Source organism: Mycobacterium sp. P4_H6 (genome assembly GCF_056400845.1).
The window spans coordinates 41,409-68,346 of sequence record NZ_JBFUKN010000027.1; the positions used below are offsets into that span (position 1 = coordinate 41,409).

General features: G+C 66.0%; 25 protein-coding genes. 14 read left to right on the forward strand and 11 right to left on the reverse strand.

Going from position 1 to position 26,938, the window contains the following annotated elements; genetic code table 11:
- The first annotated feature begins 46 nt into the window (after positions 1 to 46).
- Positions 47 to 2,299 (forward strand): molybdopterin-dependent oxidoreductase, encoded by a 2,253-nt coding sequence (locus AC1DTF_RS13660; protein ID WP_477474431.1) that lies wholly within the window; start codon positions 47 to 49, stop codon positions 2,297 to 2,299.
- Here AC1DTF_RS13660 and AC1DTF_RS13665 read toward each other — a convergent pair.
- From AC1DTF_RS13665 to AC1DTF_RS13675, 3 genes are read right to left on the reverse strand one after another with little or no spacing between them, the layout of a single operon-like run.
- Positions 2,283 to 3,401, reverse strand: coding sequence for a glycerate kinase (locus AC1DTF_RS13665; protein ID WP_477474432.1), 1,119 nt, complete (start codon positions 3,399 to 3,401; stop codon positions 2,283 to 2,285). The genes AC1DTF_RS13660 and AC1DTF_RS13665 overlap by 17 nt on opposite strands.
- Positions 3,402 to 3,422: 21 nt before the next feature.
- Positions 3,423 to 4,817 carry a C4-dicarboxylate transporter DctA gene (gene dctA, locus AC1DTF_RS13670; RefSeq protein WP_477474433.1) on the reverse strand — a complete coding sequence of 465 codons (1,395 nt, stop codon included), beginning with the start codon at positions 4,815 to 4,817 and terminating at the stop codon, positions 3,423 to 3,425.
- Positions 4,818 to 4,845: 28 nt separating this feature from the next.
- On the reverse strand, positions 4,846 to 5,937 hold the full coding sequence (locus AC1DTF_RS13675; RefSeq protein WP_477474434.1) for a tartrate dehydrogenase: 1,092 nt from the start codon (positions 5,935 to 5,937) through the stop codon (positions 4,846 to 4,848).
- 143 nt (positions 5,938 to 6,080) lie between these two features.
- On the opposite strand from AC1DTF_RS13675, the gene AC1DTF_RS13680 reads away from it, so the two are divergent.
- The 7 genes from AC1DTF_RS13680 (at position 6,081) to AC1DTF_RS13710 (ending at position 13,529) form a co-directional block, all read left to right on the forward strand.
- A complete protein-coding gene (locus AC1DTF_RS13680) occupies positions 6,081 to 6,989 on the forward strand; it encodes a LysR family transcriptional regulator (protein ID WP_477474435.1) in 909 nt (302 codons plus the stop codon).
- A gap of 106 nt (positions 6,990 to 7,095) precedes the next feature.
- Positions 7,096 to 9,246 carry a glycogen debranching protein GlgX gene (gene glgX, locus AC1DTF_RS13685; protein WP_477474436.1) on the forward strand — a complete coding sequence of 717 codons (2,151 nt, stop codon included), beginning with the start codon at positions 7,096 to 7,098 and terminating at the stop codon, positions 9,244 to 9,246.
- 24 nt (positions 9,247 to 9,270) lie between these two features.
- Entirely contained in the window at positions 9,271 to 10,068 is a 798-nt protein-coding gene (locus AC1DTF_RS13690; RefSeq protein ID WP_057170519.1) for an alpha/beta fold hydrolase, read from the forward strand.
- Positions 10,065 to 11,231 (forward strand): PP2C family protein-serine/threonine phosphatase, encoded by a 1,167-nt coding sequence (locus AC1DTF_RS13695; RefSeq protein WP_477474437.1) that lies wholly within the window; start codon positions 10,065 to 10,067, stop codon positions 11,229 to 11,231. Before AC1DTF_RS13690 ends, AC1DTF_RS13695 begins: the two co-directional genes overlap by 4 nt.
- A gap of 175 nt (positions 11,232 to 11,406) precedes the next feature.
- Positions 11,407 to 11,658 (forward strand): hypothetical protein, encoded by a 252-nt coding sequence (locus AC1DTF_RS13700; RefSeq protein ID WP_477474438.1) that lies wholly within the window; start codon positions 11,407 to 11,409, stop codon positions 11,656 to 11,658.
- A gap of 5 nt (positions 11,659 to 11,663) precedes the next feature.
- Complete coding sequence (locus AC1DTF_RS13705) at positions 11,664 to 12,338, forward strand: alpha/beta hydrolase (RefSeq protein ID WP_477474458.1); 675 nt, start codon at positions 11,664 to 11,666, stop codon at positions 12,336 to 12,338.
- A gap of 180 nt (positions 12,339 to 12,518) precedes the next feature.
- Positions 12,519 to 13,529, forward strand: coding sequence for a GGDEF domain-containing protein (locus AC1DTF_RS13710; protein WP_477474439.1), 1,011 nt, complete (start codon positions 12,519 to 12,521; stop codon positions 13,527 to 13,529).
- A 16-nt stretch (positions 13,530 to 13,545) separates the two neighbouring features.
- Here the strand turns inward: AC1DTF_RS13710 and AC1DTF_RS13715 are convergent, their stop codons facing one another.
- On the reverse strand, positions 13,546 to 14,502 hold the full coding sequence (locus tag AC1DTF_RS13715; protein WP_477474440.1) for a TIGR03557 family F420-dependent LLM class oxidoreductase: 957 nt from the start codon (positions 14,500 to 14,502) through the stop codon (positions 13,546 to 13,548).
- An 86-nt stretch (positions 14,503 to 14,588) separates the two neighbouring features.
- Here AC1DTF_RS13715 and AC1DTF_RS13720 point away from each other — a divergent pair, with 86 nt between their 5' ends.
- Entirely contained in the window at positions 14,589 to 15,038 is a 450-nt protein-coding gene (locus tag AC1DTF_RS13720; RefSeq protein ID WP_477474441.1) for a hypothetical protein, read from the forward strand.
- Positions 15,039 to 15,047: 9 nt separating this feature from the next.
- Here the strand turns inward: AC1DTF_RS13720 and treS are convergent, their stop codons facing one another.
- Together treS and AC1DTF_RS13730 are read right to left on the reverse strand one after the other, a co-directional pair.
- A complete protein-coding gene (treS, locus tag AC1DTF_RS13725; RefSeq protein ID WP_477474442.1) occupies positions 15,048 to 17,315 on the reverse strand; it encodes a maltose alpha-D-glucosyltransferase in 2,268 nt (755 codons plus the stop codon).
- A gap of 113 nt (positions 17,316 to 17,428) precedes the next feature.
- Entirely contained in the window at positions 17,429 to 17,857 is a 429-nt protein-coding gene (locus tag AC1DTF_RS13730; protein WP_477474443.1) for a PPOX class F420-dependent oxidoreductase, read from the reverse strand.
- 96 nt (positions 17,858 to 17,953) lie between these two features.
- On the opposite strand from AC1DTF_RS13730, the gene AC1DTF_RS13735 reads away from it, so the two are divergent.
- On the forward strand, positions 17,954 to 18,436 hold the full coding sequence (locus AC1DTF_RS13735; RefSeq protein WP_057170527.1) for an ATP-binding protein: 483 nt from the start codon (positions 17,954 to 17,956) through the stop codon (positions 18,434 to 18,436).
- 8 nt (positions 18,437 to 18,444) lie between these two features.
- On the opposite strand, the gene AC1DTF_RS13740 is transcribed toward AC1DTF_RS13735, so the two are convergent.
- Positions 18,445 to 19,869, reverse strand: coding sequence for a DHA2 family efflux MFS transporter permease subunit (locus AC1DTF_RS13740; protein ID WP_477474459.1), 1,425 nt, complete (start codon positions 19,867 to 19,869; stop codon positions 18,445 to 18,447).
- A 165-nt stretch (positions 19,870 to 20,034) separates the two neighbouring features.
- Between AC1DTF_RS13740 and AC1DTF_RS13745 the strand changes: the two genes are divergently transcribed.
- Positions 20,035 to 21,387 carry an APC family permease gene (locus tag AC1DTF_RS13745; RefSeq protein WP_057170529.1) on the forward strand — a complete coding sequence of 451 codons (1,353 nt, stop codon included), beginning with the start codon at positions 20,035 to 20,037 and terminating at the stop codon, positions 21,385 to 21,387.
- On the opposite strand, the gene AC1DTF_RS13750 is transcribed toward AC1DTF_RS13745, so the two are convergent.
- A complete protein-coding gene (locus tag AC1DTF_RS13750; RefSeq protein ID WP_477474444.1) occupies positions 21,360 to 21,854 on the reverse strand; it encodes a TspO/MBR family protein in 495 nt (164 codons plus the stop codon). The two genes, AC1DTF_RS13745 and AC1DTF_RS13750, sit on opposite strands and share 28 nt — an antisense overlap.
- Before the next feature lie 93 nt (positions 21,855 to 21,947).
- On the opposite strand from AC1DTF_RS13750, the gene AC1DTF_RS13755 reads away from it, so the two are divergent.
- Positions 21,948 to 22,385 carry a MarR family winged helix-turn-helix transcriptional regulator gene (locus AC1DTF_RS13755; RefSeq protein WP_477474445.1) on the forward strand — a complete coding sequence of 146 codons (438 nt, stop codon included), beginning with the start codon at positions 21,948 to 21,950 and terminating at the stop codon, positions 22,383 to 22,385.
- On the opposite strand, the gene AC1DTF_RS13760 is transcribed toward AC1DTF_RS13755, so the two are convergent.
- Positions 22,378 to 23,511, reverse strand: a complete 1,134-nt coding sequence (locus AC1DTF_RS13760; RefSeq protein ID WP_477474446.1) for a hypothetical protein — start codon at positions 23,509 to 23,511, stop codon at positions 22,378 to 22,380. The genes AC1DTF_RS13755 and AC1DTF_RS13760 overlap by 8 nt on opposite strands.
- Positions 23,512 to 23,633: 122 nt before the next feature.
- Here AC1DTF_RS13760 and AC1DTF_RS13765 point away from each other — a divergent pair, with 122 nt between their 5' ends.
- Both AC1DTF_RS13765 and AC1DTF_RS13770 read left to right on the forward strand, forming a co-directional pair.
- Positions 23,634 to 24,233 carry a L,D-transpeptidase family protein gene (locus AC1DTF_RS13765; RefSeq protein ID WP_477474447.1) on the forward strand — a complete coding sequence of 200 codons (600 nt, stop codon included), beginning with the start codon at positions 23,634 to 23,636 and terminating at the stop codon, positions 24,231 to 24,233.
- Positions 24,234 to 24,331: 98 nt separating this feature from the next.
- Positions 24,332 to 25,030: a TetR/AcrR family transcriptional regulator gene (locus AC1DTF_RS13770; RefSeq protein WP_477474448.1), complete on the forward strand. Its 699-nt coding sequence runs from the start codon at positions 24,332 to 24,334 to the stop codon at positions 25,028 to 25,030.
- On the opposite strand, the gene AC1DTF_RS13775 is transcribed toward AC1DTF_RS13770, so the two are convergent.
- Together AC1DTF_RS13775 and AC1DTF_RS13780 are read right to left on the reverse strand one after the other, a co-directional pair.
- Entirely contained in the window at positions 25,010 to 26,074 is a 1,065-nt protein-coding gene (locus AC1DTF_RS13775; protein ID WP_477474449.1) for an NAD(P)H-dependent amine dehydrogenase family protein, read from the reverse strand. The two genes, AC1DTF_RS13770 and AC1DTF_RS13775, sit on opposite strands and share 21 nt — an antisense overlap.
- 128 nt (positions 26,075 to 26,202) lie before the next feature.
- A complete protein-coding gene (locus AC1DTF_RS13780; RefSeq protein ID WP_477474450.1) occupies positions 26,203 to 26,850 on the reverse strand; it encodes a winged helix-turn-helix transcriptional regulator in 648 nt (215 codons plus the stop codon).
- Positions 26,851 to 26,938: the final 88 nt, after the last annotated feature.

Sequence of the window (26,938 nt, forward strand, 5' to 3'; positions counted from 1 at the left end):
TTTGCACTATGCAAATGCTTGCCCGGGGCGTCTCGGCCGACTTACGGTGACCGGCACCACGGTGATCGAGGAGGCCTGCGTGAGCACCGAGCAGAAGGTGACCTACTGCCGCATCTGTGAGCCGCTGTGCGGGCTGATCGCCACCGTCGAGGACGGTCGCCTCCAGTCGCTGCGCCCCGACAAGGACCATCCGCTGTCCCAGGGCCGGGCGTGCCCCAAGGGCATCGCGTTCACCGATGTGCAGAACGACCCCGACCGGGTGCTCCACCCGTTGCGCCGCGAATCCGACGGCAGTTTTGCCGAGGTCAGCTGGGACACCGCGCTCAGCGATATCGCGCGCAGGCTGCAGGGGGTGCTCGACACCCACGGCGGCGACTCGGTCGGCGAGTACCTCGGAAACCCGTCGGCGTTCGGGTACGCCGCGAGTCTGTGGTCGGGCCTGTTCATGAAACGGATCGGGGCCGGGCACATGTACTCGGCCGGGTCCCAGGACATCAACAGTCGCTACGTGGCCAGCAAGCTGCTGTACGGGGCGGCAACCCAGATACCGTTCCCCGATCTGCCGCGCACCGACTTCCTGTTCATGCTCGGCGCCAATCCCCTGGTGTCGCATGGCAGTGCGTTGCGGGCGCCCCGGGTCAAGGACGATCTGTCGGCGATCGTCAAACGCGGCGGCCGCATCATCGTGGTCGATCCGCGTCGCACCGAAACGGCGGCGGCCTACGAACATGTGGCGGTGCGCCCGGATTCCGACTCCTGGCTCATGCTCTCGCTGCTGCATGTCGTGTTCGCCGACGGCCTGGAGAACCGCCCAGCCATCGCGACGCAGTCGACCGGTGTCGAGACCCTGCGCGCGTTGTGCGCGGACTTCCCGCCGGAGGACACCGCCATCCGCACTGGAGTGCCCGCCGAGACCGTGCGCGCGCTGGCGCACGACTTCGCCACTGCCAGAATGGCGGTCGCCTACGGACGCACCGGCGCCTGCCTCGGGCATCACGGCACCCTGGTCAGTTTCCTGATCGACGCGCTCAACCTGGTGACCGGCAATCTGGACCGGCCCGGCGGGGCGCTGATGTCGCATCAGGTGATCCCGGTCGAGGACATGGGCGAACGGTCGGGTGCCTTCGGATACAACAGCAAGCGTTCCCGGATCGGCGATTTCCCCGACGTCTTCGGCTCCTTCCCCGCCGCCCTGATCGCCGATGAGATCACCACGCCAGGCGTGGGTCAGCTGCGCGCGCTGTTCGTGTTCGCCGGCAACCCGGTGCTGTCCGTACCCAACAGCGCCGCCCTGGACGCCGCGCTACCACAGCTGGACCTGATGGTGTCGCTCGACCTCTACGTCAACGAGACCAACCGGCACGCCGACTACATCCTGCCGGGCACCACGTTCCTGGAACGCGACGATATGCCGATGGCCTACGCCGCCTGTTGCCCGACGGTGTTCCTGCAGGCCGCCGAGCCGGTGCTGGAACCGTACGGCCAGGCCCGGCCGGAGTGGGAAGTGTTCGAGGAGCTGGCCGCCCGGATGGACGTATCTCTGCTGGCCACCGGCCCGCTGGCCCCACTCAACCCGGTGCTGCGCTGGCTGGAGCGCCGCGGCCTGCGACTCACCCCGCAGAAGATGATGAACGCGCTGCTGCGTATCGGTCCATACGGGGATCGGTTCGGGCTGCGCCGGGGTGGGCTGAATCCGCAGAAACTCAGGGACAATCCGCATGGCATCGTGCTGGCCGAGCATGCGCCGCACGGCGTGCTCTCCGACGTGGTGGCTCACAAGGACGGCAATGTGTGCCTGAACCCCGCCGAGATCATCGGCGAGATCGCGCGACTGGGTACCGCGCCCAGCACGAGTCCGCAATTTCCGTTGTCGGCCATCGGCATTCGCGAGCTCAGGTCGCAGAACAGCTGGATGCACAACAGCCCGACCCTGATGAAGGGCAAACGCCGGCAGCGGGCCCGCATCAACATCGACGATGCCGAAGCCGCCGGTATCGCCGACGGTGACCCCGCGCGGGTGGTCTCCGCGACCGGCGCGATCGAACTGGAAATGACGATCACCGACGAGGTCGGCCCCGGCACCATCGCGATCCCGCAGGGCTGGGGTCACCGCGGCGGAGGCTGGCGGCTGGCCAACTCCAATCCCGGCGTCAACGTGAACGAACTGACCTCGAGCCGGCCCGAGGATCTCGAGGCACTCGCCGGTATGTCCGTGCTCAACGGGGTGGCGGTACGACTGGAAGCGGTTGTCGCGCCGACCACGCGCGATGCAGCCTCGGTGCTCACCGAGTCGCGCTGACCTTCTCGAGCACGGCGACCGTCACGATCTCGGCCGCAATCAATGTCAGCGCGCGGCGGGTCTCGTGCGGGTCGGTAGCGGTATCGCCTCGGGAGTACCGGGACACCGCGAACACATCGGCAAACGTGGACCTACCGCCGCCGTCGAGCTCGTCCTTTCCGACCACCGCGACAACGGGTTTCGGAGACGCGCGCCGTGCGACGACGGCGGGCAGCTTCCCCGACAGGGTCTGAGTGTCCAGCCGGCCTTCGCCGGTGATCACCAGATCCGCCTGTGCGCAGTGTCGGTCAAAGCCGAGCAGATCGAGGAAGAACCCCGCCCCGGAGACGATACGGGCACCCAGCAATGCCGCTGCGAAACCGCAGCCGCCGGCGGCACCTGCCCCCGACAGTTCGGCGACCGAAGCAGCATCGACCCATCCTGAACGCGCCAGCGCGACGATGAAGTTGTCGTACCCGTTCTCCAGGGTCTCGATATCGGCTGCGGTAGCGCCCTTCTGAGGTCCGTACACCGCTGCGGCTCCAGCAGGACCGCGCAGCGGATTGGTGACATCGCAGGCGACGATCAACTCCGCGCCCAGGCTGCCCGTGAATTCGATCCGGTGGATTACGCCGAGATTCCGAGCCATAGGTGGTAGTTCGGCACCCAGATGATCGAAGTATCGGAACCCCAGCGCCGCCAGCATCCCGATACCGGCGTCACTGCTCGCACTGCCACCGAGGGCCAGCACGATGCGCTGAGCGCCCGTGTCGACAGCATGTCGAATTGCCTGTCCGAAACCGTAACTCGAGGCGTCCAGTGCAGCCGACGCCATTCCCGGCAAGGTTCCCAGCCCGCAGGTGTTGGCGATCTCGACCACCGCGGTGTCACCGCGGATGGCGATGGCGGCGGTATGGTCCAGACCGGTCGCGCCCTGAACGCTGACCTGGTCCGCGGTGTAACCGGCGGCCAAGGCGGCGGCGACGCTACCGTCGCCGCCGTCCGCCAGGGGCAGGGTGCGTACGTCCAGGCCTGCTGCCGAGAGTTCCTGTGCGAGGGTGTCCGCCACCTCGGATGCGGACAGGCTGCCCTTGAACTTGTCCGGCGCAATCAGAACGGTCACCACTGCCCCACTCCTTTTTCTTCAGTGCCCGGCGACCGTGCCGGTGAGCACCGGCTGGCCATTGGCGGTGGGAGACGCGGTCTCAACTGTCGGCTCACTAGCCCCGGCCTGCAACGACGGAACCTTTTTGCCCGCGAATACCTTTCGGACCCGGTCGATATCGACCTCGCCGTTCCATTTCGCCACGAACAGCGTGGCCACCGCGTTACCGATGAAGTTCACCAGTGCGCGGCACTCCGACATGAACTTGTCGATACCGAACACCAGCATGATGCCGATCGCCGGAATGGTGCCCAGGGTGCTGAGCGTGGCGGTCAGCGCGATGAAGCCACCGCCGGCCACCCCCGCGGCGCCCTTGGAGGTCAACAACATCACCGCGAGCAGACCCACCTGCTGTCCGATCGACAGCTCGGTGTTGGTGGCCTGGGCGATGTACAGCGCCGCCAGCGAGAGGTAGATCGCTGCCCCGTCGAGGTTGAAGCTATACCCGGTAGGCACCACGAGCCCGACGGTGGGCTTGCTGACGCCTGCATGCTCGAGTTTGCGCATGAGCGCCGGCAGCGCCGGTTCGGCCGTCGACGTCCCAAGGATCAGCAACAGCTCTTCCTTGAGGTAGCGCAGCATGTGGAAGATGTTGAGCCGCAGGTAGGCCATGACCGAACCGAGCACGACGAACACGAAGAGCGCCGAGGTCACGTAGAACAGTAGGATCAGGCTGCCGAGGCTGGTCAGGGTGGACACCCCGTACTTGCCGATCGCGTAGGCCATCGCCCCGAACGCACCGAGCGGCGCCAGCTTCATGACGTAGCCCAGAACCTTGAACACGATCGCGGTCAGCCGGTTGACCGCGTCGAGCACAGGCCCGCCGATCTGGCCGACCGCGTTGAGTGCGACGCCGAAGATCACCGCCAGGAAGATGACCTGCAGGATGTCACCTTCGACGAAGGGGCCGAAGACACTGTCGGGCACCAGGTGGGTGATGAACTCCCACCACTGTTTCTCTTCGCCCGCGGTGATCAACTTCTGCGCCGAATCGCTGGCTTCGATGGAGTCGGGATTGGCGTTCACACCGTCGCCCAGGCGGAACAGGTTGATGGCGACCAGACCGGTGATCATCGCCAGAATGGTGCCGATCTGAAAGTAGGTCAGCGCCTTGATCCCGGTCATACCAACCTTTTTCAAGTCGGCGACGCTGGCGATGCCGCCGACGATCGTCAGGAAGACGATCGGGCAGATCAGCATCTTCATGGCGGTGATGAAGGTCGTACCGATCGGCTCCATGGCCTCACCGGTGGATGGCGACAGCCACCCCACAAGGACGCCGAGGACGATGGCGATCAGCACCCAGAAATACAACTGCTTGTACCACCGCTTCTTCTGCGGGGCCGGCGCATCCGCCGGGTCGATATCGATCATGTTGTCAGCCTTCGGATTCAGAGGAGTATCAGGCCGGCGTGAGGGCCGGGGTCAGAGCGTCGACGATGGCGTCGGTCATGGCGTCCGTGCCTGCGGATCCCCCGATGTCGCGGGTGCGGACCCCGCTGCCGGTGGCGGTTTCGATGGCGGCTTCGACGCGGCGGGCCTGCTCATGAAGGCCGAAGTGGTCGAGCATCAGCGCAGCGCTGGCGATTGCGCCGATCGGATTGCTGACACCTGCACCCGCGATATCGGGCGCGGAGCCGTGCACGGGTTCGAACATGCTGGGGAAGCGGCGTTCCGGGTTGAGGTTCGCACTCGCGGCGACGCCGAGGCTGCCGGCCAGCGCCGAACCCAGGTCGGACAGGATGTCGGCGTTGAGGTTGGAGGCCACGACGACCGACAGATCTTCCGGGTGCAGGATGAACTTGGCGCTCATCGCGTCCACCAATACGGATTCGGTCGTCACGTCCGGGTAGTCGAGGGCGACGCGGTTGAAGATCTCGTCCCACAGCACCATGCCGTACTGCTGGGCGTTGGACTTGGTGACGCTGGAGACCTTCTTGACCCGGCGAGTGCGGGCCAGGTCGAACGCGAACCGCATGATGCGTTCGCAGCCCTTCTCGGTGAACAGCGCGGTCTGCAGCGCCACCTCATTGCCCGGCCCACGGCCGCTGAGGTTGCGTCCGCCCAGACCCGCGTACTCGCCCTCGCTGTTCTCTCGGACGACGATCCAGTCGAGGTCGGTGTCGTCGGCCTTGCGCAGCGGAGAAACGACTCCGGGCAGGAACTTCACCGGGCGGATATTCGCCCACTGATCGAAGTTCTGGGTGATGTTCAGCCGCAGGCCCCACAGGCTGATGTGATCGGGAACGTTCTGCCAACCGACCGCGCCGAAGTAGATCGCGTCGAATGCCTGCAGGATGTCCAGTCCGTCGTCGGCCATCATCGTGCCGGTCTGCTCGTAGTATTCGCAGCCCCATGGAAACTCGGTCCAGTCGAAAGCGAACTCGCCGCCGGACTGAGCGGCCAGGGTGTCGAGCACCCGGCGCCCTGCGGCGACGACCTCTTTACCCACCCCGTCGGCGGGGATGGCGGCGATCTTGAATGTCTGTGTCATCGATACTCCTCGGGCGTTCTTTGTTGTGTGGGTCACAACGGCTTCTGGAGTCCATTAGGCGGGTCGCCGGCAATCGCGGTCCAAGACGAAGATGCGATTCGGCATATAGGATTTACCTATCAATCGAGATCCCAGGGGTGGGCATGGATGTTCGGCAGCTCAGGTTCTTCCTGGCGGTGGTCGACCACGGCGGTTTCAGCAAGGCCGCCGATCAGCTGATGATCGCCCAGCCGTCCCTGTCCCAGGCCATCGCGGCATTCGAGAAGGAACTCGGCATCCCGCTGTTCCATCGCGTGGGGCGCGGCGTGGTCCTCAGCGAAGCAGGCCATGTGCTCGTCGGATCCGCCCGTACGGTGCTGCGCGACGTCGACGAGGCGACGGCGGCGGTGCGGGCGCTCAAGGGTTTGCGCGGTGGCCGGGTGGACCTCATCACCATGCCGTCGCCGGGCATGGAGCCGCTGACCACCCTCCTGACGGCGTTCGCCTCGTCCTATCCCGAGGTGACGCTCAATGCCGAGGCGGGCTTCACCCCCGAGGAGATCCTCGACAGCGTCCGCAGCGGCGCGTGCGAGATCGGGATCCTGGGATCACCCGCACCCATCCGGGCCCCGGACCTCACCGTCGTGCCGCTGGAAGCCCAGGCGTTGGTGCTGATCTCCGGCCCCGACGACCATGTGACGGCGGAGCCCACCGTCCGTCGCGACGAACTCGACGGGTGCCGGCTCATCGTCTCTCAGCGCGGATCCCTGATGCGCGCGCTGGTCGACGAAGTCATCGCCGACGGCACGCAGATCATGATCGTCGCCGAGATCGCCCATCGGACCTCCATCCTGCCGATGGTGCTCAACGGGCTCGGCCGCGCGGTGATGCCGTCGGCGTGGACCGAATCTGCCCGCCGCGCCGGTGCCCATGTGCAACGCATCGTGCCCGAGTCCTATCTGCACGTCGCGGCGGTCAGCCGCACCCGGCATCTCACCGCGCCGGCCGCCGCGCTGATGGATGAGGCGCGCCGCTACGGCACCGGAGTGCGCCGGCGGCCCGGCAGGACGTGACCGACCTCGCAGCATACGATCGGCTCCGGCGGGGTACCCATACAACCCGCTGCTCAACGCCGAGCCGCGCATTTCAGAAGCACGCCGTTGAGCAGTGAGGACGTCCATGCCGGTATCCCCCACACCGTCGAACACCCAGGCAGTCGAGCAGGAGGTCTGGCCCGGGAAGGCCTATCCTCTCGGGGCGACCTACGACGGTTCCGGTACCAATTTCGCGCTCTTCAGTGAGGTCGCCGAACGGGTGGACCTGTGCCTCTTCGACGAGGACGGCACCGAGACCCGGTACCGATTGCCCGAGGTGGACGCATTCGTCTGGCACGGCTTCCTGCCGACCGTGGAGCCGGGTCAGCGGTACGGGTACCGGGTGCACGGACCTCATGACCCCGCCGCCGGTGATCGGTGCAATCCCAACAAGCTGCTGCTCGACCCGTACGCGAAGGCCATCGACGGGACCTTCCAATGGGACCAGTCGCTGTTCGGTTACGACTTCGGGGAACCCGACAGCCGCAACGATGACGACTCCGCGGCCAGCATGCCGAAGTCGGTGGTGATCAACCCGTTCTTCGACTGGGGCATCGACCGCCCGCCGCAGCGTGAATACGCCGACAGCTTCATCTACGAGGCGCACGTCAAGGGGCTGACGGAGACCCACCCGGACATCCCCGACGCCATCCGCGGGACGTACGCCGCGATCGGCCACCCGGCGATCATCGATCACCTCAAGGCGCTCGGGGTCACCGCCATCGAGCTGATGCCGGTGCACCATTTCGCCAACGACTCCACCCTGATCGACAAGGGCCTGTCCAACTACTGGGGTTACAACACCATCGGTTTCTTCGCCCCCGACTCCAAATACTCCAGCAGCGGGACCCCCGGCGGTCAGGTGCAGGAGTTCAAGGCCATGGTGCGCACCCTGCACGAAGCCGGCATCGAGGTGATCCTGGATGTGGTCTACAACCACACCGCCGAGGGCAACCACCTCGGTCCCACGGTGTCGATGCGTGGAATCGACAATGCCGCGTATTACCGGCTCGTCGAGGACGACAAGCGTTACTACATGGATTACACGGGAACCGGCAACAGCCTCAACGTCGGGCACCCGCATTCGCTGCAGCTGATCATGGACTCGTTGCGGTACTGGGTCACCGAGATGCACGTCGACGGTTTCCGTTTCGACCTGGCGTCGACGCTGGCCCGCGAGTTCTACGATGTCGACAAGTTGTCGACATTCTTCGAACTGGTGCAACAGGATCCGACGGTCAGCCAGGTGAAGCTCATCGCCGAGCCGTGGGATGTCGGGCCCGGCGGCTATCAGGTGGGTAACTTCCCGCCGCAGTGGACCGAATGGAACGGCAAGTACCGCGACACCGTGCGCGATTTCTGGCGCGGTGAGGCGGCAAGCCTCGGCGAGTTCGCGTCCCGTCTGACGGGTTCGGCAGATCTCTATGAGCAGAGCGCACGCCGCCCGGTCGCCTCGATCAACTTCGTCATCGCCCACGACGGTTTCACGTTGCGAGACCTGGTGTCTTACAACGAGAAACACAATGAGGCCAACGGCGAGGACAACAACGACGGCGAGAGCCACAACAGGTCGTGGAACTGCGGGGTGGAGGGTCCCACCGATGATCCGGAGATCACCGCCCTGCGGGCTCAGCAGGAGCGCAACTTCCTGACCACACTGCTGCTCTCCCAGGGTGTGCCGATGATCTGCCACGGCGACGAGCTCGGGCGTACCCAGGGCGGCAACAACAACGGCTACTGCCAGGACAACGAGATCACCTGGGTGGATTGGGAGAACGCCGATCAGGAACTGGTGGACTTCGCCGCCCGGGTCTCGGCGTTGCGCGCCGAACATCCGGTGTTTCGCAGGCGCCGGTTCTTCAACGGCCGGCCGGTGCGACAGCGCGGCTCTGCCGGCGTACCCGACATCTCCTGGTTCCGACCCGATGGGACGGAGATGAACGACGAGGACTGGGACACCGGATTCGGCAAATCGATCGCCGTCTACCTCAACGGCAACGGCATCCCCGACCTGGACGCCCGTGGCCAGCGGGTGACCGACGACTCGTTCGTGGTGTGCTTCAACGGTCACCACGAGCCCCTCGAGTTCACCCTGCCCTCCAAGGAGTTCGGGCCGGCGTGGCACACGGTCATCGACACCGCGATTCCGGTCGGCACCAGCGATGAGGTCATCCCCGCGGGTGAATCACGCAAGGTCGCCGCGCGCTCGGTCACGGTGTTCCAACAGGCGGAGTGACCGGCTGGTTCTATGCTGCTCCCCATGGGCGCAGTGGCCAGGAACAACATCAAGACAGTGGGCGTCGAAGGCGCTCCCGTCCTGCTGCTGGCCCATGGGTTCGGCTGCGACCAGAACTTGTGGCGGCCCGTGGTCGAACGTCTCCAATCCGATTTCCGGATCGTGCTGATGGACCACGTGGGGGCGGGCGCCTCCGACCCGACGGCGTGGGACGCCGAGAAGTACTCCACGCTGTCCGGGTACGCGGCCGATGTTCTGGAGATCCTGCGCGAGCTCGACCTGCACGACGTGGTGTTCGTCGGCCATTCGGTGGCGTCGATGATCGGCGCCTTGGCGGCCATCGCCGATCCGAGCCGATTCGCCAAACTCATCATGGTGACCCCGTCGCCGCGCTACATCGACGACGGCGAGTATCGCGGCGGGTTCTCCGAGGGCGATATCGAGGAACTCCTGGAGTCCATCGACGCGAACTACCTCGGGTGGTCGAAGACGATGGCGCCGGTCATCATGGGCAACCCCGACCGCCCCGATCTGCATGCCGAGCTGGAAGAGACGTTCTGCCGGACCGACCCGGCCTGCGCCAGGGTGTTCGCCCGCGCCACCTTCCTGTCGGACAATCGTTCTGACCTACCACACGTCCCGGTGCCGACGCTGATCGTCGAGTGCACCCAGGACGCCATCGCCCCGCGCACCGTCGGCGCCTTCGTGCAGCAGCAGATCCCCGGCAGCCGGTTGGTCACCCTCGACGCAATGGGCCACTGCCCGCACGTGAGCGATCCGGACGCGACCGCGTCGGCCATCGCCGCGTTCGCCACACCATGACCAGCCTGGATTTCGAGGACTTCTGGGATAAGTCGCCCTCCGGGCATCTGATCCTCACAACGGACGGTCGCATCGTCAGCGCGAATGCCACCATCGTCGGCTGGTTGCGTCACCCCAAGGGCGCGCTGCACGAGAAGGCGTTCGCCGATCTCCTGACCACCGGCGGAAGAATCCACTACGAAACACATTTCGTTCCGATGCTGCGGATGACCGGCACGCTCGAAGGTGTCACCGTCGACATGTTGGCCTCCGACGGGGAGCGGCTGCCGATGTTCCTGACCGCCAACGTCAAAACCGCGACCGCCGATTCGCCCGAGCTGTGGCGCGTCACCGCGGTGGACGCCACCGACCGACGGGCCTACGAACGCGAACTCCTTGCCGAACGCCGCCGCGCCGAGACCGAGCAGGAGCGTGCACGCGCGTTCGCCGCCACCCTGCGCCGCTCGCTGCACCCGCCGTTGTTGTCGCCACCACCGGGTCTGGAGGCCGCCGATCACTACCACACTGCATCGGCCGACGACGTGGGCGGCGATTTCTACGATCTGTTCCCGTTGTCGTCGAACACCTGGGGTTTCTTCCTCGGCGATGTCGCGGGCAAGGGTGTCGACGCCGCCGTTGTCACCACCCTTACCCGCTACGTCCTGCGTTCGGCCGCGGTCTTCGACGACGTCCCGGTGCAGGTGCTGCACAACCTCAATACGGTGCTGCATCAGCAGCTGGGCATCGAACGCCACCGGCTGTGCACCGTGGTCTACGGAAACCTGACACCGCGGGGCGACGGTTTCGACGTCGATCTGGCCAGCGCGGGTCACCTGCCCCCGTTGCTGCTCACCGGTGACGGGAACGCGTATTTCGCCGACACCATCGGCGGTCAGGCCGTCGGAATGATCCAAGACCCTCACTTCTTCAGCAGCCGAATGCATCTCGGATCCGGCGACACCCTGGTGCTCTACACCGATGGTGTGACCGAGGCGCGTGTCGGCCCCGGAGTCGAACGTTACGACGACGATGGCGAGCTCCTGCGGTTCGCCCGCCGGCACGCGCCGGCCAGTGCATCCGAGATCGTCGAGGCCGTGCGGGGTCTGCTCGGCGAGCTGGGCGCGGGAGTCGAGGACGATGCCGCGGTGCTCGCATTCGGGGTGCCGCGGGACGGCGACGCGTAGGCCGAGGCTGGTTTTTGAACCTCACGGTTGCATCCGACGCGCCACCTCAACTCCGGGTACAGAAGCAACCATTCACCCTCGGCACTTACGACGGTACGCCTCATCTATCAAGATTGGGACCCATCCTCGACCAGTAATGTGTTTGCAGCAGCGCCGATATGGCTACCGACCAGTCATGGCTGAATCTTCTGTTGACGGTCGCATCGATGCGGTGGCCCCCGGCGACATCGTCGCTCTCGATCGTGGCGCCGGCGAGCACGCGTACAAAGTGGTCCACAAGGAGGAGTCCGAATCGGGTTACCTGATCACCTTCGAGGGCGATGACGGCGAGACGTTCCAGCTTCAGATAGCGGCCGGTGAGCCGGTGAAGCGGTCACTCGAAGCGAAGTGGGAGTCGACGCAGAGCCCGACCCCGCATTCGCCGTGACCATGGTGGACACCGTCGAGTACGCCCCCGGGCGCTGGGCCGATCTGTTCGGAGAGCCATCACGGCCGTGCGTGCTGTTGTGGCACGGCACGCAGACCGACTCCCGCGCCGCGGTCCGGGTACTGGCCGAGGCCATCGCCGAGCTCGGAGTAGGGGTGATCGCCCCGGATTGGGATTCCCACGCCGCCGACGGCGGGCGTGCGGACCTACTGAATTCGGTGCGGTTCGCGCGCACCCGGTCCGCGGGCGCCGATCTCGTCCTCGTGGGCTGGTCGCTGGGCGGAGTCGCCGCGGCCGGGCTGACATTGCGCGCGCGGGAGTTCAATGTTCCTGTCGCGCATACCGTCTGCCTTGGTGGCGCGTTCATGGTGAATGATCCGATCTCCGGTGGCCCGGCCCTGCGCGAGGTCCCCGATACGGCGGTGCGCACGCCATTCAGCTTGCTCATCGGCGATGGTGACGATGTGGTGCCCGCCTCGGCTGCCACCGAGTTCGCCGCCGGTCTACGGGCCTTGGACTGGCCCGTCGAGATCGTCGAGGTGGCCGCCGACCACGGCTCGATAGCCGGGGCGCGCTACGACGCTGCCGCCGACCGCTACGAGCCCGACAGTGACCCCGCCACCGCGGTCGTCGCCCGTGCGGTCGCCACCCATATCGCCGCAGTGGCGCAGGCCGCGTAGCGCCGTCCGCGAGGCGATGGCGCCCCGGAAATACAGATTCGCGCTATCCCGGCGCACAATACACTTGTAATGTAAGTGCCACTAGATTGCTGCGATTCGCATGAAACTTGCCGGGGGGCTCCGATTCGAACGCCTTGCAGGGCTCTTAACTGGCTGAATACACCCGACCAGTTCGAGTCCATGACCACATTCCTGAAGCAGCGACGGTTGCTGCGGCCGGCGCAGCTGATCATGGCGCTGGTCGCCTCGTCGTCGTCGCTGGTTCCGATCTCCTATCTGGCCACCCGGGACGATCTGTCCATCCCCGCCATCGCCGTGAGCGCCGCCTCGGCGATGTTCACCCTCGCGATGACGGCATCCTGGCTCAACAGGTGGCCGACCCGGTGGCAGTCGGAGGCCACCGGCCTGGTCGGAGCCGTGTTCATCGTCGTGTGGAGCGCCATCCAACCCTCGGCGGGGGTCGCCGCACTGGCCGTTGCCACACTGGCCGTCACCGGCGGCTACTTCGCCTTCTTCCACAATCCGCGCAGCCTGCTGTTCAACGTGGTTCTTGCGGTGACCGGCGCGGCATTCGCTGCGTCGCGACTGGCCGACGAGACCGATCTGGCGACCGCCTTCGCCGCGTTCTGGATCGTCTGGTTCCTCAACCTCTGCGTGCCTGTCGCGATCCGCGGAATGTCGCTGGCCATGGGGACGTACGCGACCCGGGCGGAGACCGACGGCTTGACCGGACTGCTCAACCGCCGCAGCTTCTCGCACGCGCTACAGCGCATGCTCACCGAACCCGGCAGGGGCGCAACACAACTGGCGGTCATCCTGGCCGATATCGACGACTTCAAACGCATCAACGACACCTTCGGACATGCCGAAGGCGATCGCGTCATCCGGGCGGTCGCCGATCTGCTGCGGGAACGTTGCCCGGCCCCGGCCGCGCTGTGCCGCGCCGGCGGTGAGGAATTCCTGATCGCGCTCACCACGCCGGCCTCGGCCCTGCCGTTGGCGCAGGGATTGTGCGGCGCGATCGCCGATATGCCCGATGGCGTGACCGCCAGCATCGGCGTGGCGAGTGTCGACCTGGGATCCCAGCACAATCCCGACGGTGACGCACTGGTGGGACAACTTTTCGCGGACGCCGACACCGCCATGTACGCGGCCAAGAGGAGTGGCGGGAACACGGTGAGGCACGCCTAGTGGGTGCGGTTCGCGCCTACTGACGCAACTGCGGCAGCACATCACGCTGCCACGCGGCGAAGAACCCCGCCATATCCGGGCCGATCTGCGACACGTACACCTCGTCGACGTCGGCATCGAGATACTGGCGGACCTGGGCCGCGTGCTTGTCGGCGTCCGGACCGCATGCCACCGAATCCGCGATGTCCTGCTTGGGGACGAGTTGCTGGAGAGCGGCGAAATCCTTTGGCCGCGGCAATATCTGAGCGGACTGACCGGGAAGCGCTTGGTTACCCCAGATCCGGTGCGCGGTGTCGACCGCGGTGTCGGCATCGGTGTCCCAGCAGACCTTGGTGCCTGCCTGCACCGGCTTGTCGCCGCCACCGGATGACCGGAACGTCTTCACCAGGTCGGCTTCCGGGGTGACCAGTACATACCCGTCCCCGATGCGGCCGGCGAGCTCGGCGGCCTGCGGCCCGAATCCCGAGACATAGATCGGGACCGGCTTCTCGGGCCGGGTGTAGATGCGGGCCTCCTGCACGTCGTAGTGCACGCCGTGGTGGCTCACCTCGTCGCCGCCCAGCAGCAGCCTGATCACCTCGACGGATTCCTCCAGCATTTCCTGGCGGACACCCACCGACGGCCAGGGGTCACCGAGGATGTGTTCGTTGAGGGCCTCGCCGCTGCCCACTCCCAGCACGAACTTGCCATCCAGCTGCACCGCGGCCGTCGCAGCGGCCTGGGCGATGATCGCCGGATGGATGCGCACCGTCGGACAGGTCACGGCCGTCGACACCGGCAACGACGTGGCCTCCGAGAGCGCGCCGATCACGCCCCAAACGAATGGACTCTGGCCTTGTTCGTCGTTCCATGGATGGAAGTGATCCGAGATCCACAGCGCATCGAATCCCGCGTCCTCGGCGCGTTTGGCCTGGTCAACAAGTTCCTTGGGGGTGAACTGCTCACAAGAAAGGAAGTATCCGATTTGTGCCATGGCCTCGGACTACCCGGTATCTGCGCGTTTATTCGGAGCGAGTCGCCGGGTAATCGTGCCTCAACCAAGACGAGAGGTCATCGGACATGGGCACAGGACCCGGCAAACACGCACGCAGGACTCCGCACACCACTGCGATCAGCCTGTCGATCTCATTCACGGTCGCATTCGCCGCCCTCGTGACGGCACTGATCATGCATGTGGCGGACTCCGCTGTCGCGGCACCGCGTCCCGAACCCGCACCGGTGGCCGTTACTCAGCCCGTCACCCAGGAGGGGCGGCTGATCGCGATCTCACCGGATTCACTCACCGCGCAGGGCCCCGACGGTGTCGCGCGCACCTACCGCGTGGATGATCAGACGCACGGGATCACCGCCGCCGGGAGCCAAATGGGGGGCACCACAGAGAACTTCACCGTCAATGACGAAGTGTCCATCATCGGTGTGACGCGCGGCGGGGACAACGTCGCCACCACCGTGGTGCACCGCGATGTCGCCAATCTCAACGGCCCGCCGATGGACTACGCACTGCCCTGATCGGTCCGTTCAGTCGGCAGAATCTTCGACGGCCAGTCGCTCGACCAACAGCGACATCCCGTGGTGCGCCGGCATCTCCACCGCGAAGCTGTGCAGATCGTCGACGTGCGCGATCTCTTTGCCGCTGAACATGTCCGAGACGACCGCGTCGGGCGGCAGGAATTCGGAACGCACCGTGCCGGCGATGTCGGCGTTGGCAAAGTTGAGCACCGTCAGTTGCAGCTGGTGCGGGTCGGCCAGTTGGTGAACCATGACCAGCATGCCGCGGTGCGACACCTCCGGAATGTCCACCTGGGTACTGGTCGCGATGCCGTAATGCGTTCGCACGGCGAGAATCGCCTGAAGCTGACGCAGGAAGCTGGCCTCGTTGGCCAGCTGATCCGGGATCGACCCGTACAGACTCTTACCGCGCGGCATCCCGGCGCTGGAGTGGGAGGCCTCGGGGTTCACACCCATGAGATCGTGCGCGGCGCGGTGGATCCAGCGGGTGTCGCCGCCACGGAGCAGTTCACTGACGTCATCGGGCGGGAGTGTGAGCATGCCGCACAGGTCCCAACCGGACAGTGCGAACACGCCTGGCTGCAGCGCGTTGAACATCGCGAGCAGCAAATGTGCCCGCCGGATCGGGTCGATATCGGTGATCTGGTCGAGGTCGGAGATACCCAGCGTCGCGGCGATGACGGTCGCCGTCGTGCAGGCGATGCCGTTGGTGGTGAACACCAGGTTGTACGGGGCGCTGGGGCCGGTGAGCGCTTCGATCAGATCGGTGCGCACGCTGTGCCCGAGTTCCTCGCCGGTGACCTCGTGACCCTTGTACAGGTAGATGTCGTCGCGGTGACCGGCTGACCAGTGCACGAGCTCGTAGGTCAGCTCGTCGTGGTTCTGCATGGCGTGCACCAGCGAGGCCGGATCGATCTCCGTTTCCAGCGTGGTGCGCAGCGTCAGCCGGAGGAACTCGGTGTCGGCGGTGGCCAGCGCGTGCTGATAGGCGGGCCTGTTGATGAAGTCATAGGACAGGTCGGGGCCGGCGATGCTGTTCTCGCGGATGTCGTCGATGGTGAGGTTCAGTTCCTGGAAGGTGAACCCGCCCAACTTGCGCACCATGCTGCCGATGAATTGGTTGGCCGCTTGGGACAGCGGGTGGCCCTCCGACCAGCCGACGTCGTCCTCGGAGGACTTCTCGGCGCCCAGGAATCCGTTGGCGTCCAGGCGCAGCCCGCCCGTACCGAGATCCGACAGCGAATGCAAGGCATCGCCGATCACCAGTCGCATGCCGGCGAAGCTGGGATCGAGCCAGTTGATCGAAGGCTGGCCATCCTTGAAGTAGTGCAGATAGACCCAGCGCCGTTCGACACCGTCGACACCGACGATCGGGCGGGTCACGCTCCAGTTCGTTTCCTTGATGCCCTCGGCATAGAAGATGACGCGCTGCAGGCGGCCGATGATGTAGCCGGCCTTGTCGAGCCAATCCTCGGTCGCGGCATCGCAATTCACCGAGTCCGCGCCCTCGGGGACGTCGGGCAGATGCTCCCAGTCCCGGGGATCGATATCGACCATGTGGTAGATGCCCGGGTAGTCCGCGTACTTCATCTCGGCAAGCCGGAAGTCCGCGCCCTTGCCGGTGTGGCCGGGCACGATGTCATCGATGATCGTGCCGCCGTACCAGTTGGCGGTACCGCACATCTGGCGGAACTCTTCCTCGGATCCGAAGGCGGGGTCGATCTGAGTGCTGATCCGGTCGAAGTGACCGTCGACGCTGGGGGTCAGTTGCCAGCCCGAGATGCCGCCGGCCCGTTTCACCGGGCCGGTGTGCACGGCTTGGATGCCGATCTCCGCAAAGGCCTTCCACAGTGTTTCATCGGCCATTGCCTTGAGGAACGACTCGTCGGACCGGGTGATCAGCGACAGCGGGTAGGCGGTGAACCACACCGACGCGGTCTCTACCGCCGTTCGGGGGTTGGGCCGGGCGAACGGGTTCTGCCACATCGAGCCCTGCCCGGAGAACTGCTGGCTGATCTCGTTGGCGTCGGCGAGCATCGACTGCGACAGCAGCCACGACACGTAGGCCTCGTTCTCGCCGGTCGGCGGACCGTCCTGGGCGAGCGAGCGCCGCACGAACGGGGTGCGCACTCGGGGACGGAAACGCAGGACCTTCGGGCGCGCCGGATGCAGGTGCTCGTCGAAGGTGATCTCCGCAGGCTCGTTGGCCTGGTCTTCAGAGCCGGACTCCGACGACGTGGCGGCAGATTGCGACGGCTCAGCCGCGTGTGACGACATCTGACTCCTCCCAGGTCTCGCGCAGCCGCTGCCCCGCCGCCGTTGGTATTGCCGTTATGTCCTTCACGGAAACGTCCGCCCGACCAACGCTACAGAGAGTTACCGATCCTCGGTCAGTCGGCGACGTCGAACGCCGCGATGACCTTGCGTGGCGTGATGCGCACGACCAGCTCGCCGGGGACGCCGTTGCGCGCACCGTACTCGTCGGCACGCTGCTCCCCCATGTAGCGCGCCGCGATCCGGGTGGCGGTGCCACGCAGATCCGGGTCGTCCTCGCTGAGCTCGGCGATTCCCTGCACCTGCACGAACGAGAACGGCGGGTGCTCGTCGTCGACGAGCAGTACGACCCGGGGATCACGTTGCAGAGCACGGCCTTTGGCGGTGTCTGCCCCGGTGTTGAACACCAGACGGCCGTCCTCCACCAGGAACCAGACCGGGGCGATCAAGGGGCGGCCGTCGGCGGCGACGTAGCCGAGCTTTCCGGTCCGGGTGCCCGCCGACAGAAATTCGATGACGTCCTCGCTCAGAGAATCAGTTGCCATCGATCCATCATGCGCCCGTCACGGTGAGCACGCCTTACGACGTTGTTAGCTGCATCACGAATGAACGTCGCGCAAACTGGGTAATGTGCTCGTGTCATGGAAGATCGAGCAAAGCAGCGCGCGGCCTTCTCCCGAACCGGAGTCGGGGCCACGATGACGCATGCCGTGCAGATCCGCGATGACATCGCCGCCTGGCTCGCGCAGAGTCTGACGTTGGACGCGGAGAAGACCAGCGACATCGTGCTCGCCGTCAACGAGGCACTGGCCAACGCCGCCGAACACGCCTATCTGAACTCGCCGAAGCCCGGGCCGATGCATGTCCGCGCCGAGCACGATCCGGAGCTGGCCACGTTGACCGTGTGGGTCACCGACGAGGGTCGCTGGCACGTGAAGGATCCCTCGATGGCGCCGAATCCCGGTCGGGGCCGCGGCACGATGTTGATGCGTGCCCTCGCGGACCGCACCGCGGTCGACTCGACGACCACCGGCACCGAGGTGCGACTGCAGTGGGATCACATCCGGGCCCGTCTGGATGCCGCCGCCCAGAAGGCGCAGGACGACGACCGACTTTTGGCCTGAATGCAGCGTTAGTGCGTCGGCGTCCCACCGGCCGGCAGCGGCCTCGATGCGGTGAAGAACGCCAGCACAACCGCGACGGCGCCGATCAGGGCCGCGGTAACGAAGGCGGCATGCACGCCGGGCATGTCCGGTGCGCCCCCCGAGACGGACGCCTTGGCCATCACCGTGACGAACAACGCGGTACCCGCCGCGCCGGCGACCTGTTGCAGCGTCGTCATGATGGCGCTGCCGTGGGAGTACAGCCGATCGGGCAGTGCGCTGAGCGCGTCGGTCATCAGCGGGGTGAACATCATCGACAGGCCCACCATCATGATCGTCTGCAGCACAACGAGTTCCCAGATCGGCGTGGCGGCCGACAGCATCGCGAACCCGCACAGCGACAGGAACAGCATGACCGAACCGGGCACGACAAGCCGTCGGGCACCGTGCCGGTCGTACACCCGCCCGACCAACGGCCCCGCCAGTCCCATCAGCAGACCTCCCGGCAGGCTGGTGAAGCCGGCCACCAGTGCGCTCTCGCCCAGCACGTCCTGCACGTAGAGCGGCACCATGATGATCGCGCCGAACAGCCCGGTGAACCCGATGACCACCAAACCCACCGACACCGAGAACCGCCGGTACGTGAACGGTCGCAGATCGAGGAACGCGCGGTCGTCGCGTTGCAACTGCAGTTGTCGCGCGCCGAACAGCACCATCGCGACCGCGCCGGCAGACAGCGGGACCCACGCCGGTACGGCCTGACCGCCCTGGCCGGACGCACCCAGTTCCGAGAGCCCGAACACCAAGCCCGCGAACGCGAACGCCGACAGGGGCACCGAGACGGGGTCGATCCGGGTGGGCTGTTCCCGCTCGTCGGGGACACGGAGCCACACCCATCCGGCGAGCAGCCCGAGCAGGGCGATGGGCAGCACGATCCAGAACATCCAGCGCCAGTTCAACGAACCCAGAATGAATCCGGACAGGGTGGGCCCCACCGCGGGCGCGACAGCGATGACGATCGAGATCGTGCCCATGGTCTGACCCCGGCGTTCGGCGGGGATCAGCTTCATCACCGTCGTCATCAGCAGCGGCACCATGACTGCGGTGCCGCAGGCCTGCACGATGCGGCCGCCCAGCAGCACGGCAAAACCCGGGGCCAGGGCGGAGACCAGCGTGCCCGCACAGAACAGTGACATCGAGGCCACGAAGATTGCCCGCACCGGGAAGCGCTGCAACAGCGAACCCGACATCGGGATCACCACGGCCATGGTCAGCAGGAAGCCACTGGTCAGCCATTGCGCGGTGCGGGCGGCGATCTCCAGATCGACGATCAGCACCGGCAGCGCGACGCTCATGATCGTCTCGTTGAGGATCATCACGAATGCGGAGAACACCAGCAGAGCGATGATGACGCCTGCGCTCGGCGGTGCCTTCGGCTGGGCGGATGTTCGGATACTCACGCACTCTCCCTGGGTGTCTGCACTTTGGTTAGTGCGGCTACCCAGGGTAGGCGCGACACGGTGGTCGGGAAAATCGAATATTCGGCTCGAGGTCCGCGTGCAATCGGTCGTTGCGGGGTACACCGCCTCATCACCGCATCGGTCGGCACGGAGGCAGGTATGACGTCGGAGGCAGTAGCGCAGGCACCGGAGGGCGCGCCGCCCGAGGGCAAGCTCGCACGCAAGATCACCGGTCCGCTGCTCTTTCTTTTCATCCTCGGCGATGTGCTGGGCGCGGGGATCTACGCGTTGATGGGTGTATTGGCCGGTGAGGTCGGCGGCGCGTTGTGGGCGCCGCTGCTGGCGGCGCTACTGCTGGCGCTGCTGACGGCGGGGTCGTACGCCGAACTGGTGACCAAGTACCCGAAGGCCGGTGGCGCGGCGGTCTTCGCGGAGCGTGCTTTTCGGCGTCCGCTGGTGTCTTTCCTGGTGGGGTTCTGCATGCTGGCTGCCGGTGTGACCAGCGCGGCCGGACTGGCCCTGGCCTTCGCCGGCGACTACCTCGCCACGTTCATCGATGTACCGGCGGTGCCGGCCGCCATCGTGTTTCTCGGGCTCGTGGCTGCGCTCAACGCCCGCGGGATCAGCGAGTCGATGAAGAGCAATGTCGTGCTGACCGTCATCGAGTTGACCGGCCTGCTCATCGTGATCGTCGCGGGTGCGGTGATGGTCGGCCGGGGCGGCGGCGACATCGGACGGGTGGTCGAGTTCCCCGCGGACTCGACCCCGGCGCTGGCCATCCTGGGCGGTGCGATCATCGCCTACTACTCGTTCGTGGGTTTCGAGACCTCGGCCAATGTCGTTGAGGAGATCCGCAATCCGAGCAAGATCTACCCCAGGGCACTGTTCGCGTCGCTGATCACCGCGGGCGTCATCTACGTTCTTGTCGGCCTCGCGAGTGCCGCGGTGCTGTCCCCCGATGAATTGTCCCAGTCCAGCGGTCCACTGCTCGACGTCGTCTCGGCGTCCGGTCTGGGTGTGCCCGCGTGGGCGTTCAGCGCCATCGCCCTGGTGGCGGTGGCCAACGGCGCGCTGCTCACCATGATCATGTCCAGCCGTCTGGCCTTCGGCATGGCAGAGCACGGCCTCCTGCCACGGCAGTTGAGTTATGTTCTGCCGCAACGCCGCACACCGTGGGTCGCGATCGTGAGTACGACCGTGGTGGCGATGCTGCTCACCCTCGTCGGTGACCTGTCGACGCTGGCCGAGACGGTGGTCTTGCTGCTGTTGTTCGTGTTCATCTCGACCAACGTCGCGGTCCTGGTGTTGCGGCGTGACACCGTCGACCATCCGCACTTTCGGGTGTGGACCGCCGTGCCGGTACTGGGCGTGGCGTCATGCCTGCTGCTGTTGACCCAGCAGTCCGCGAAGGTCTGGCTGTTCGCGGCCATCCTGCTCGTGGTCGGTGCGGTGCTCTTCCTGGTGACCCGCCGCCTCCGCGCCTCTCAGGTGTTCAGCGACCACACCGCGTAGTTCAGTGCCGTCGCAAAGAGCACCCATCCGAGGTAGGGAATCAGCATCGCTGCGGCCACCCGGTTGACCTTCCAGAACAGCGCGATCGTGACGACGACGGCGATATCGAGAAGGACGATGTCGAACAGTGCCAGGCCGCGCCAACCGAGTCCGAAGAACAACGGTGACCAGACCAGGTTCAGCACGAGTTGCACGCCGTAGGCGATGATCGCCGGGTTGCTCCACTGCGGGCCCGCCCGCCAGACCAGCCAGGCCGCTAACGCCATCAGCACGTACAGGGCGGTCCACACCGGGCCGAACAGGAACGACGGTGGGGCCCAATCGGGTTGGGTCAGCTTTCGGTAATCGGACGCGGCGTCGGCAGATGCGAGTCCGCCCAGAGTGGCGACCAGGGCGACGGCGAGCAGCGAGACGACAAGTGCGGGAAAGTGTTGGGATCGGCCTGTGGTCGTGGTCTCGGAGGTCATCGGCATCCATTCTGCGGTCGGGGCTCTCCTATATTGTTCAGCCTGCTGAGTAAATTGCAAATGGCGTACCTGCCGAACGAAGGAGCATCGCCGATGGATGGCGTGGACCGATGGCCCACGGGCCGGCTGCTCTCGATGGCGGCCCGGCTCGTTGAGCAGTCCTGGGAGCACGTCCTGCGCGAGTACGACCTGTCCAGTGCGGGGTTGGTCGTCCTGCATGTGGTGGCGTCCGGTCCGGCCACCCAGCGCGAGATCGCCCAGGCCTGCCGGGTGACCGATCAGACCGCCAGTCGCACCATCGAACGGCTCGAACGCCTGGGGTACGTCAGCCGCCAGACCGATCCGCGCGATGAACGACGCAAATCGGTCACGGGCACATCAGCCGGTGTCCGGGTGTATGAGGCGTTGCTCGACCGCGAGCAGAACGACCCCGCCCTGATCGCTGCGATCGGGGACGACGAACCGGCGCTCCGCCGGCTGCTTCTCAACGTGATCCGAACGCAGCAGAGTCCGGGGCGTTCGATCACCTGACGGCTGCGTGATACCGGTGGCGGGCAGCCAGCGCGAGTTCCATCTCGGCCAGCAGCGGGTCGAGGAACTCCTTGCGGTACTCACCATCGCCGACGGCGCGCACGCTGACATACATGAAGGTCAATGCGCTCAGCAGTGCCGTGACGTGTAGGTGCGCGACGGATACGGGCAGGGTGAAGTCGAACCAGACACTCTGGGCCGGAGCACCATTGGTGAGCTTGTCCGACACCGCGGGGTTCAGCACGATCAGGCCCATCGTGAAGAACACCGCCCCGGTGACGGCAGCGAGCAGCAGCATCTGTGTGATCTGCGAAATAATCACCACGATAGCCAGATTCAGTCGCTCACCGAACCTCAGCGGCGGCGGCTCGGCGCGCTCTGCCAGGTCGGCGAACGGTGTTGCTGCAAGACCGGCCATCGTGCGCTCCGTCATCGGCGCGGCCGTTACGGCGTCCAGCGCGTCGAGGATTCCCGAGACCAGGAAGGCCGCCGCGATCAGCGCCAAGAATCCTACGAGCAGGCTCATTCGAAGCGCGTCCAAGTCAGTGGCGATGGTCCAGACGAGGGTGTTGAAGAACACCAGGACCGTCAACAACACCACCGGAAGGGCGCGGACCATGAGGCGCCCTGCCGACCGCAGCTGAGTCAGCGTCACGCGTGCGGACCATCCGAGGATCGAGCCCACGCCGGTCCCGGTCGCGACCAGGATGAGCGCCACGATCAGCAGGTTGATGAGTGTGTCGGAGCCGGCGTCGAACCCGTCGTCTCCGTACCAGTCCGACGCCACCCCGACCGCGATGGCGACCACCGAAACGCCCCACCGGCCGCGCCCGGCAGGCAGCCGCGAGGCGCTATAGCCCGCCAGCGCCGTTGCTACCGGAAGGCTCGCAAGTACAGCCAAGGTCAGCCATTGCGACGGTGACGGATCGGCGTCGATCTCGATGTCGTCATCGCCTGACGCCACCGTCGCCACCAGGCTCAACACCATGAGTACCGCCCACCCGACCAGAGCGGGGGCCGACCTGGGCACAATCTCCCGCCACCGGGCGCGTGGCGGCACGGCCGACGGGAGTCCGCGCCGCAGAAACCAGCGATCGGCTTCCTGCATCGCAGCTGAATCCGGCATGCGTCCAAAACTAACGGGCCGAACCCCCATTAGTGTTGAGGTCCCCACCGGAAGGATGTTCGCGGATGCCCCACAAGCTCATGCGTCTTCTCGCGGGGCCAGCTGCCGCCCTTCTGGGTGCAATGACTCCGACTGCCGCGGGAGCCGAACCATTGCGCGAACAGCTCATCATCGTGGAGGCACCGCAGGCCGATTCGGCCATCGGCACCCTCACCGCCTATGAGCGGACGGGAACCGAATGGCGCACCGTCCTCGGACCCACCCACGCCGATCTCGGTGAACTCGGCGTGGGCGAGGCCCAGGACGATGTCTTCCGCACTCCGGTCGGCACTTTCCCGCTCGGCATGTCCTTCGGGCGCGAGCCCGATCCCGGAACCGCCATGCCCTATACGCAGGTGAACGGCTGGGATTGGTGGGACGAGGACGTGGACTCCCCCACCTACAACACCCTCGTGCGGTCGCAGGCCAAGCCTTCCGAGGACGCCGAGAACCTCGGCCACTCCGGCGAGATCTACGACTACGCCGTTCTCGTCGACCACAATCCGCAGCGGATCCCCGGCCGTTCGGCGGGCATCTTCGTGCACGTCACCGATGGCGAACCGACCTGGGGTTGTGTCGCCATCGAACGCGAGCAGATGCGCACGTTGCTCCGATGGCTCGATCCGGCTGCCGCACCGCGCATCACCGTCGGTATCGGACGTCAGGTGCCGCCGGCTGGTTGAGTGCCAACGCTGCGGATCACTCGGGAGGCTGCGGTACCGAGGGGCAGTCGGTAACCGTCTGAACCCTGTCTTGCCCGACGCCGACTATCTTGAGCACGGTGGCACGGCACGAACGCGAGGGTGAACCGGCCGACGACGCGGACCGCGGTCGTCGGCCGGGCCGTCCCGCGCGGATCAACCGGGAACTGATCCTGGCCGCCGCGCGTCGTCTACCGCCACGCGCGCTGACCATGCAGGCGGTGGCCGACGCGTTAGGTGTGGACCGCAAGGCCCTGCACCGGTATGTCGGCGACAAGGACGGGTTGCTGGAGTTGGTGGTGGCAGACCTGTTCGACGCAGAGCTCAATCGTGTCGAGGTCCCCGAAGGGATCCGGTGGCAGGATCTACTCGCCATCTACGCGACCGCAATCCGCGATGGCATTGTCCGAAGCGGTTCGGTACAAACCCACTATCGGCTCAGCGGACCCGGAGGACCGGCGAGTTTGGCGCTGGCAGAGCGCGTGCTCCGCGCCTTGGTGCAAGCGGGGTTCGACCTGGACACTGCCGGCGGAATCCTCACCTTCGTCGGTGACATCGCCTTCTCGGCGGCACGCGACGCCATCATCTCCGCCGACGTCCGCGAGCATCCGCAGGTGCCCGAGGTGGCTGATGCGTTGAGCAATCTGCCGGTGACAGAGTTTCCCCTGCTGCGCGAGGTGACCGGAACTCAGCGAAACCGTTTGCCGGATCGTGACTTTGACCTTGCCCTGCGCATCCTGGTCGGTGGCCTCGAAGCGCTACTTGTCGCCGCGGACTAGCCCCTTGAGCTGCACCACGCCCAGATCGAAGTCCGTGAGCACTCCGGCTTTGGCCTGCACCACAGCCGGAATGGTGTTCGCGGCGTCCATCGCCGTCCATACATAGCCCGGGTGAGTGCGGCTGCCATCGGCCGCGACACCGCCCTCAAGCGTCAGTTCCGTGGGCGGTTCGCCCTCGATCACCAACCGGTAGCGGGTCGCACCGAACTGGAAGTCCGGCCCCACGACACGGTCACCCATCGTGTACATCGCGTGGAAGACGACCAGTGGTTCGCCGTCCACGAACGCGGTCCACTGGTGGTGCTGCGCGGCGACGGTGCCCTTTCGGATGGTGCCCGACATCTCGGGCATGTCGGTGCCCCGGTCGCCGGAGTAGGCGACGTCTTCGGTCGCTTCTGTAACGGCCACCTCGTGCGTGATCTGATCGATCTGCTTGCCGAGCCCCTCGACGATCTCCGTCATGCTCTGCGCGAAGTACGGGGTCGATGCGGCCAGCAGCGAAGTCGCCGAGGCGAACTCGGCCGGCTCCTGCCCCATACCCATCAGTAGGAGGTACTTGGAGGGGTCGGTACCGAAGTCGACGACCTCGTACACGTGGATCGTGCTGATACTGCTCGACAGCCGCGCAAGTGTCAGCGCGAGGAGATCGCCCGCGAACCCCGGATGGACGCCGCCACCGTGAAAGGATGCGTTGCCTTCCGAGCAGGCCGCCTCGATGCGGTCGAAATCGTCACCGGTGAACTCGGTTCGATAGAACGGCCCGCTGGTCGACACGACATTCTTGCCCGATCGCAACAGCCGGCACACAGCCTCGACGTCCAGCCAGATCGGGGCGTAGAGCACACAATCAGCATCGAGTCCCACGATTGCGTCGATGTCATCGGTGGTCGGCACACCGATGGGGCCGATGCCGGCGATCTCGCCGGCGTCCATGCCAACTTTGCCGGCGTCGAAGACAAGGACACCGGCCAGGTCGAAAAACGGGTTTCTGGCGAAGTGCCGGATCGCCGCCTTGCCGACATTGCCTGTCGCCCATTGGATCACGCGATAGCAGTCTCGTGCTTCAAGCGTGCCCACAGTGTGTAACCCCGATCTGCCGCATCCGTGGACCATTTAGTCCCGTGCGGGACAATCTAGCACGGGAGCGTCGGGATGGGCAGGGGTTTGCGCTCTCACACCGACAGCTGGGGGAAGGCCTCGCGTAGTGCCGCCACGGCCTCCTCGCCTCCCTCACATCGCACGCGCCTGACTGCCGCCCTGCGTCGCGGGGCGGTCGACGCAAGCCGGGCCATCACCAGGTCGTCGGCACTCGCCGTCACCACGACGTCGGGAGCACCGTCCGCGGCCGCCAGACGTCCATGGTCCACCGAGAACTCGAAGACGCGGTCGTCGATGTCGATGCGGTAGGACGCGCGCAGGTCGCCGGCGCCATCCGGGTCGAAGCCCAGGAGCAGGCCGGTGAGGAATCCGGTCAGCGGCGTCCGCTGCGGGTCATCGAGGTCGACCTGATCCATCCCGAACTCGGCGATGGCCTTCACCACGGGGACGGTCTTTTGCCAGCCGAGGTCACTGAGCGCGTACACCGTCCGCGCGATCGGTGCAGGCAGGTCGATACGCGAGACCAGGCCCGCTTCCTCCAGCGCGCGCAGCCTGTCCGCCAGCAGATTGGTGGCGATGCCCGCAAGCTCGGCGCGCAGATCACTGTAACGGCGCGGCCCACCCATCAACTCGCGCAAGATGAGTAACGTCCATCGTTCGCCGAGGACATCCAAACCCAGTGCTACAGGACAATTCTGGCGGTAGGTCTTCGGCGCGGACACGGGCCGATCATACGCTCGTCAGCCTATGTGGGTAAGTCTCATCTATTCGGTTGCCGACATCATCCATTTGGGCATGTTTCTAGTAGAG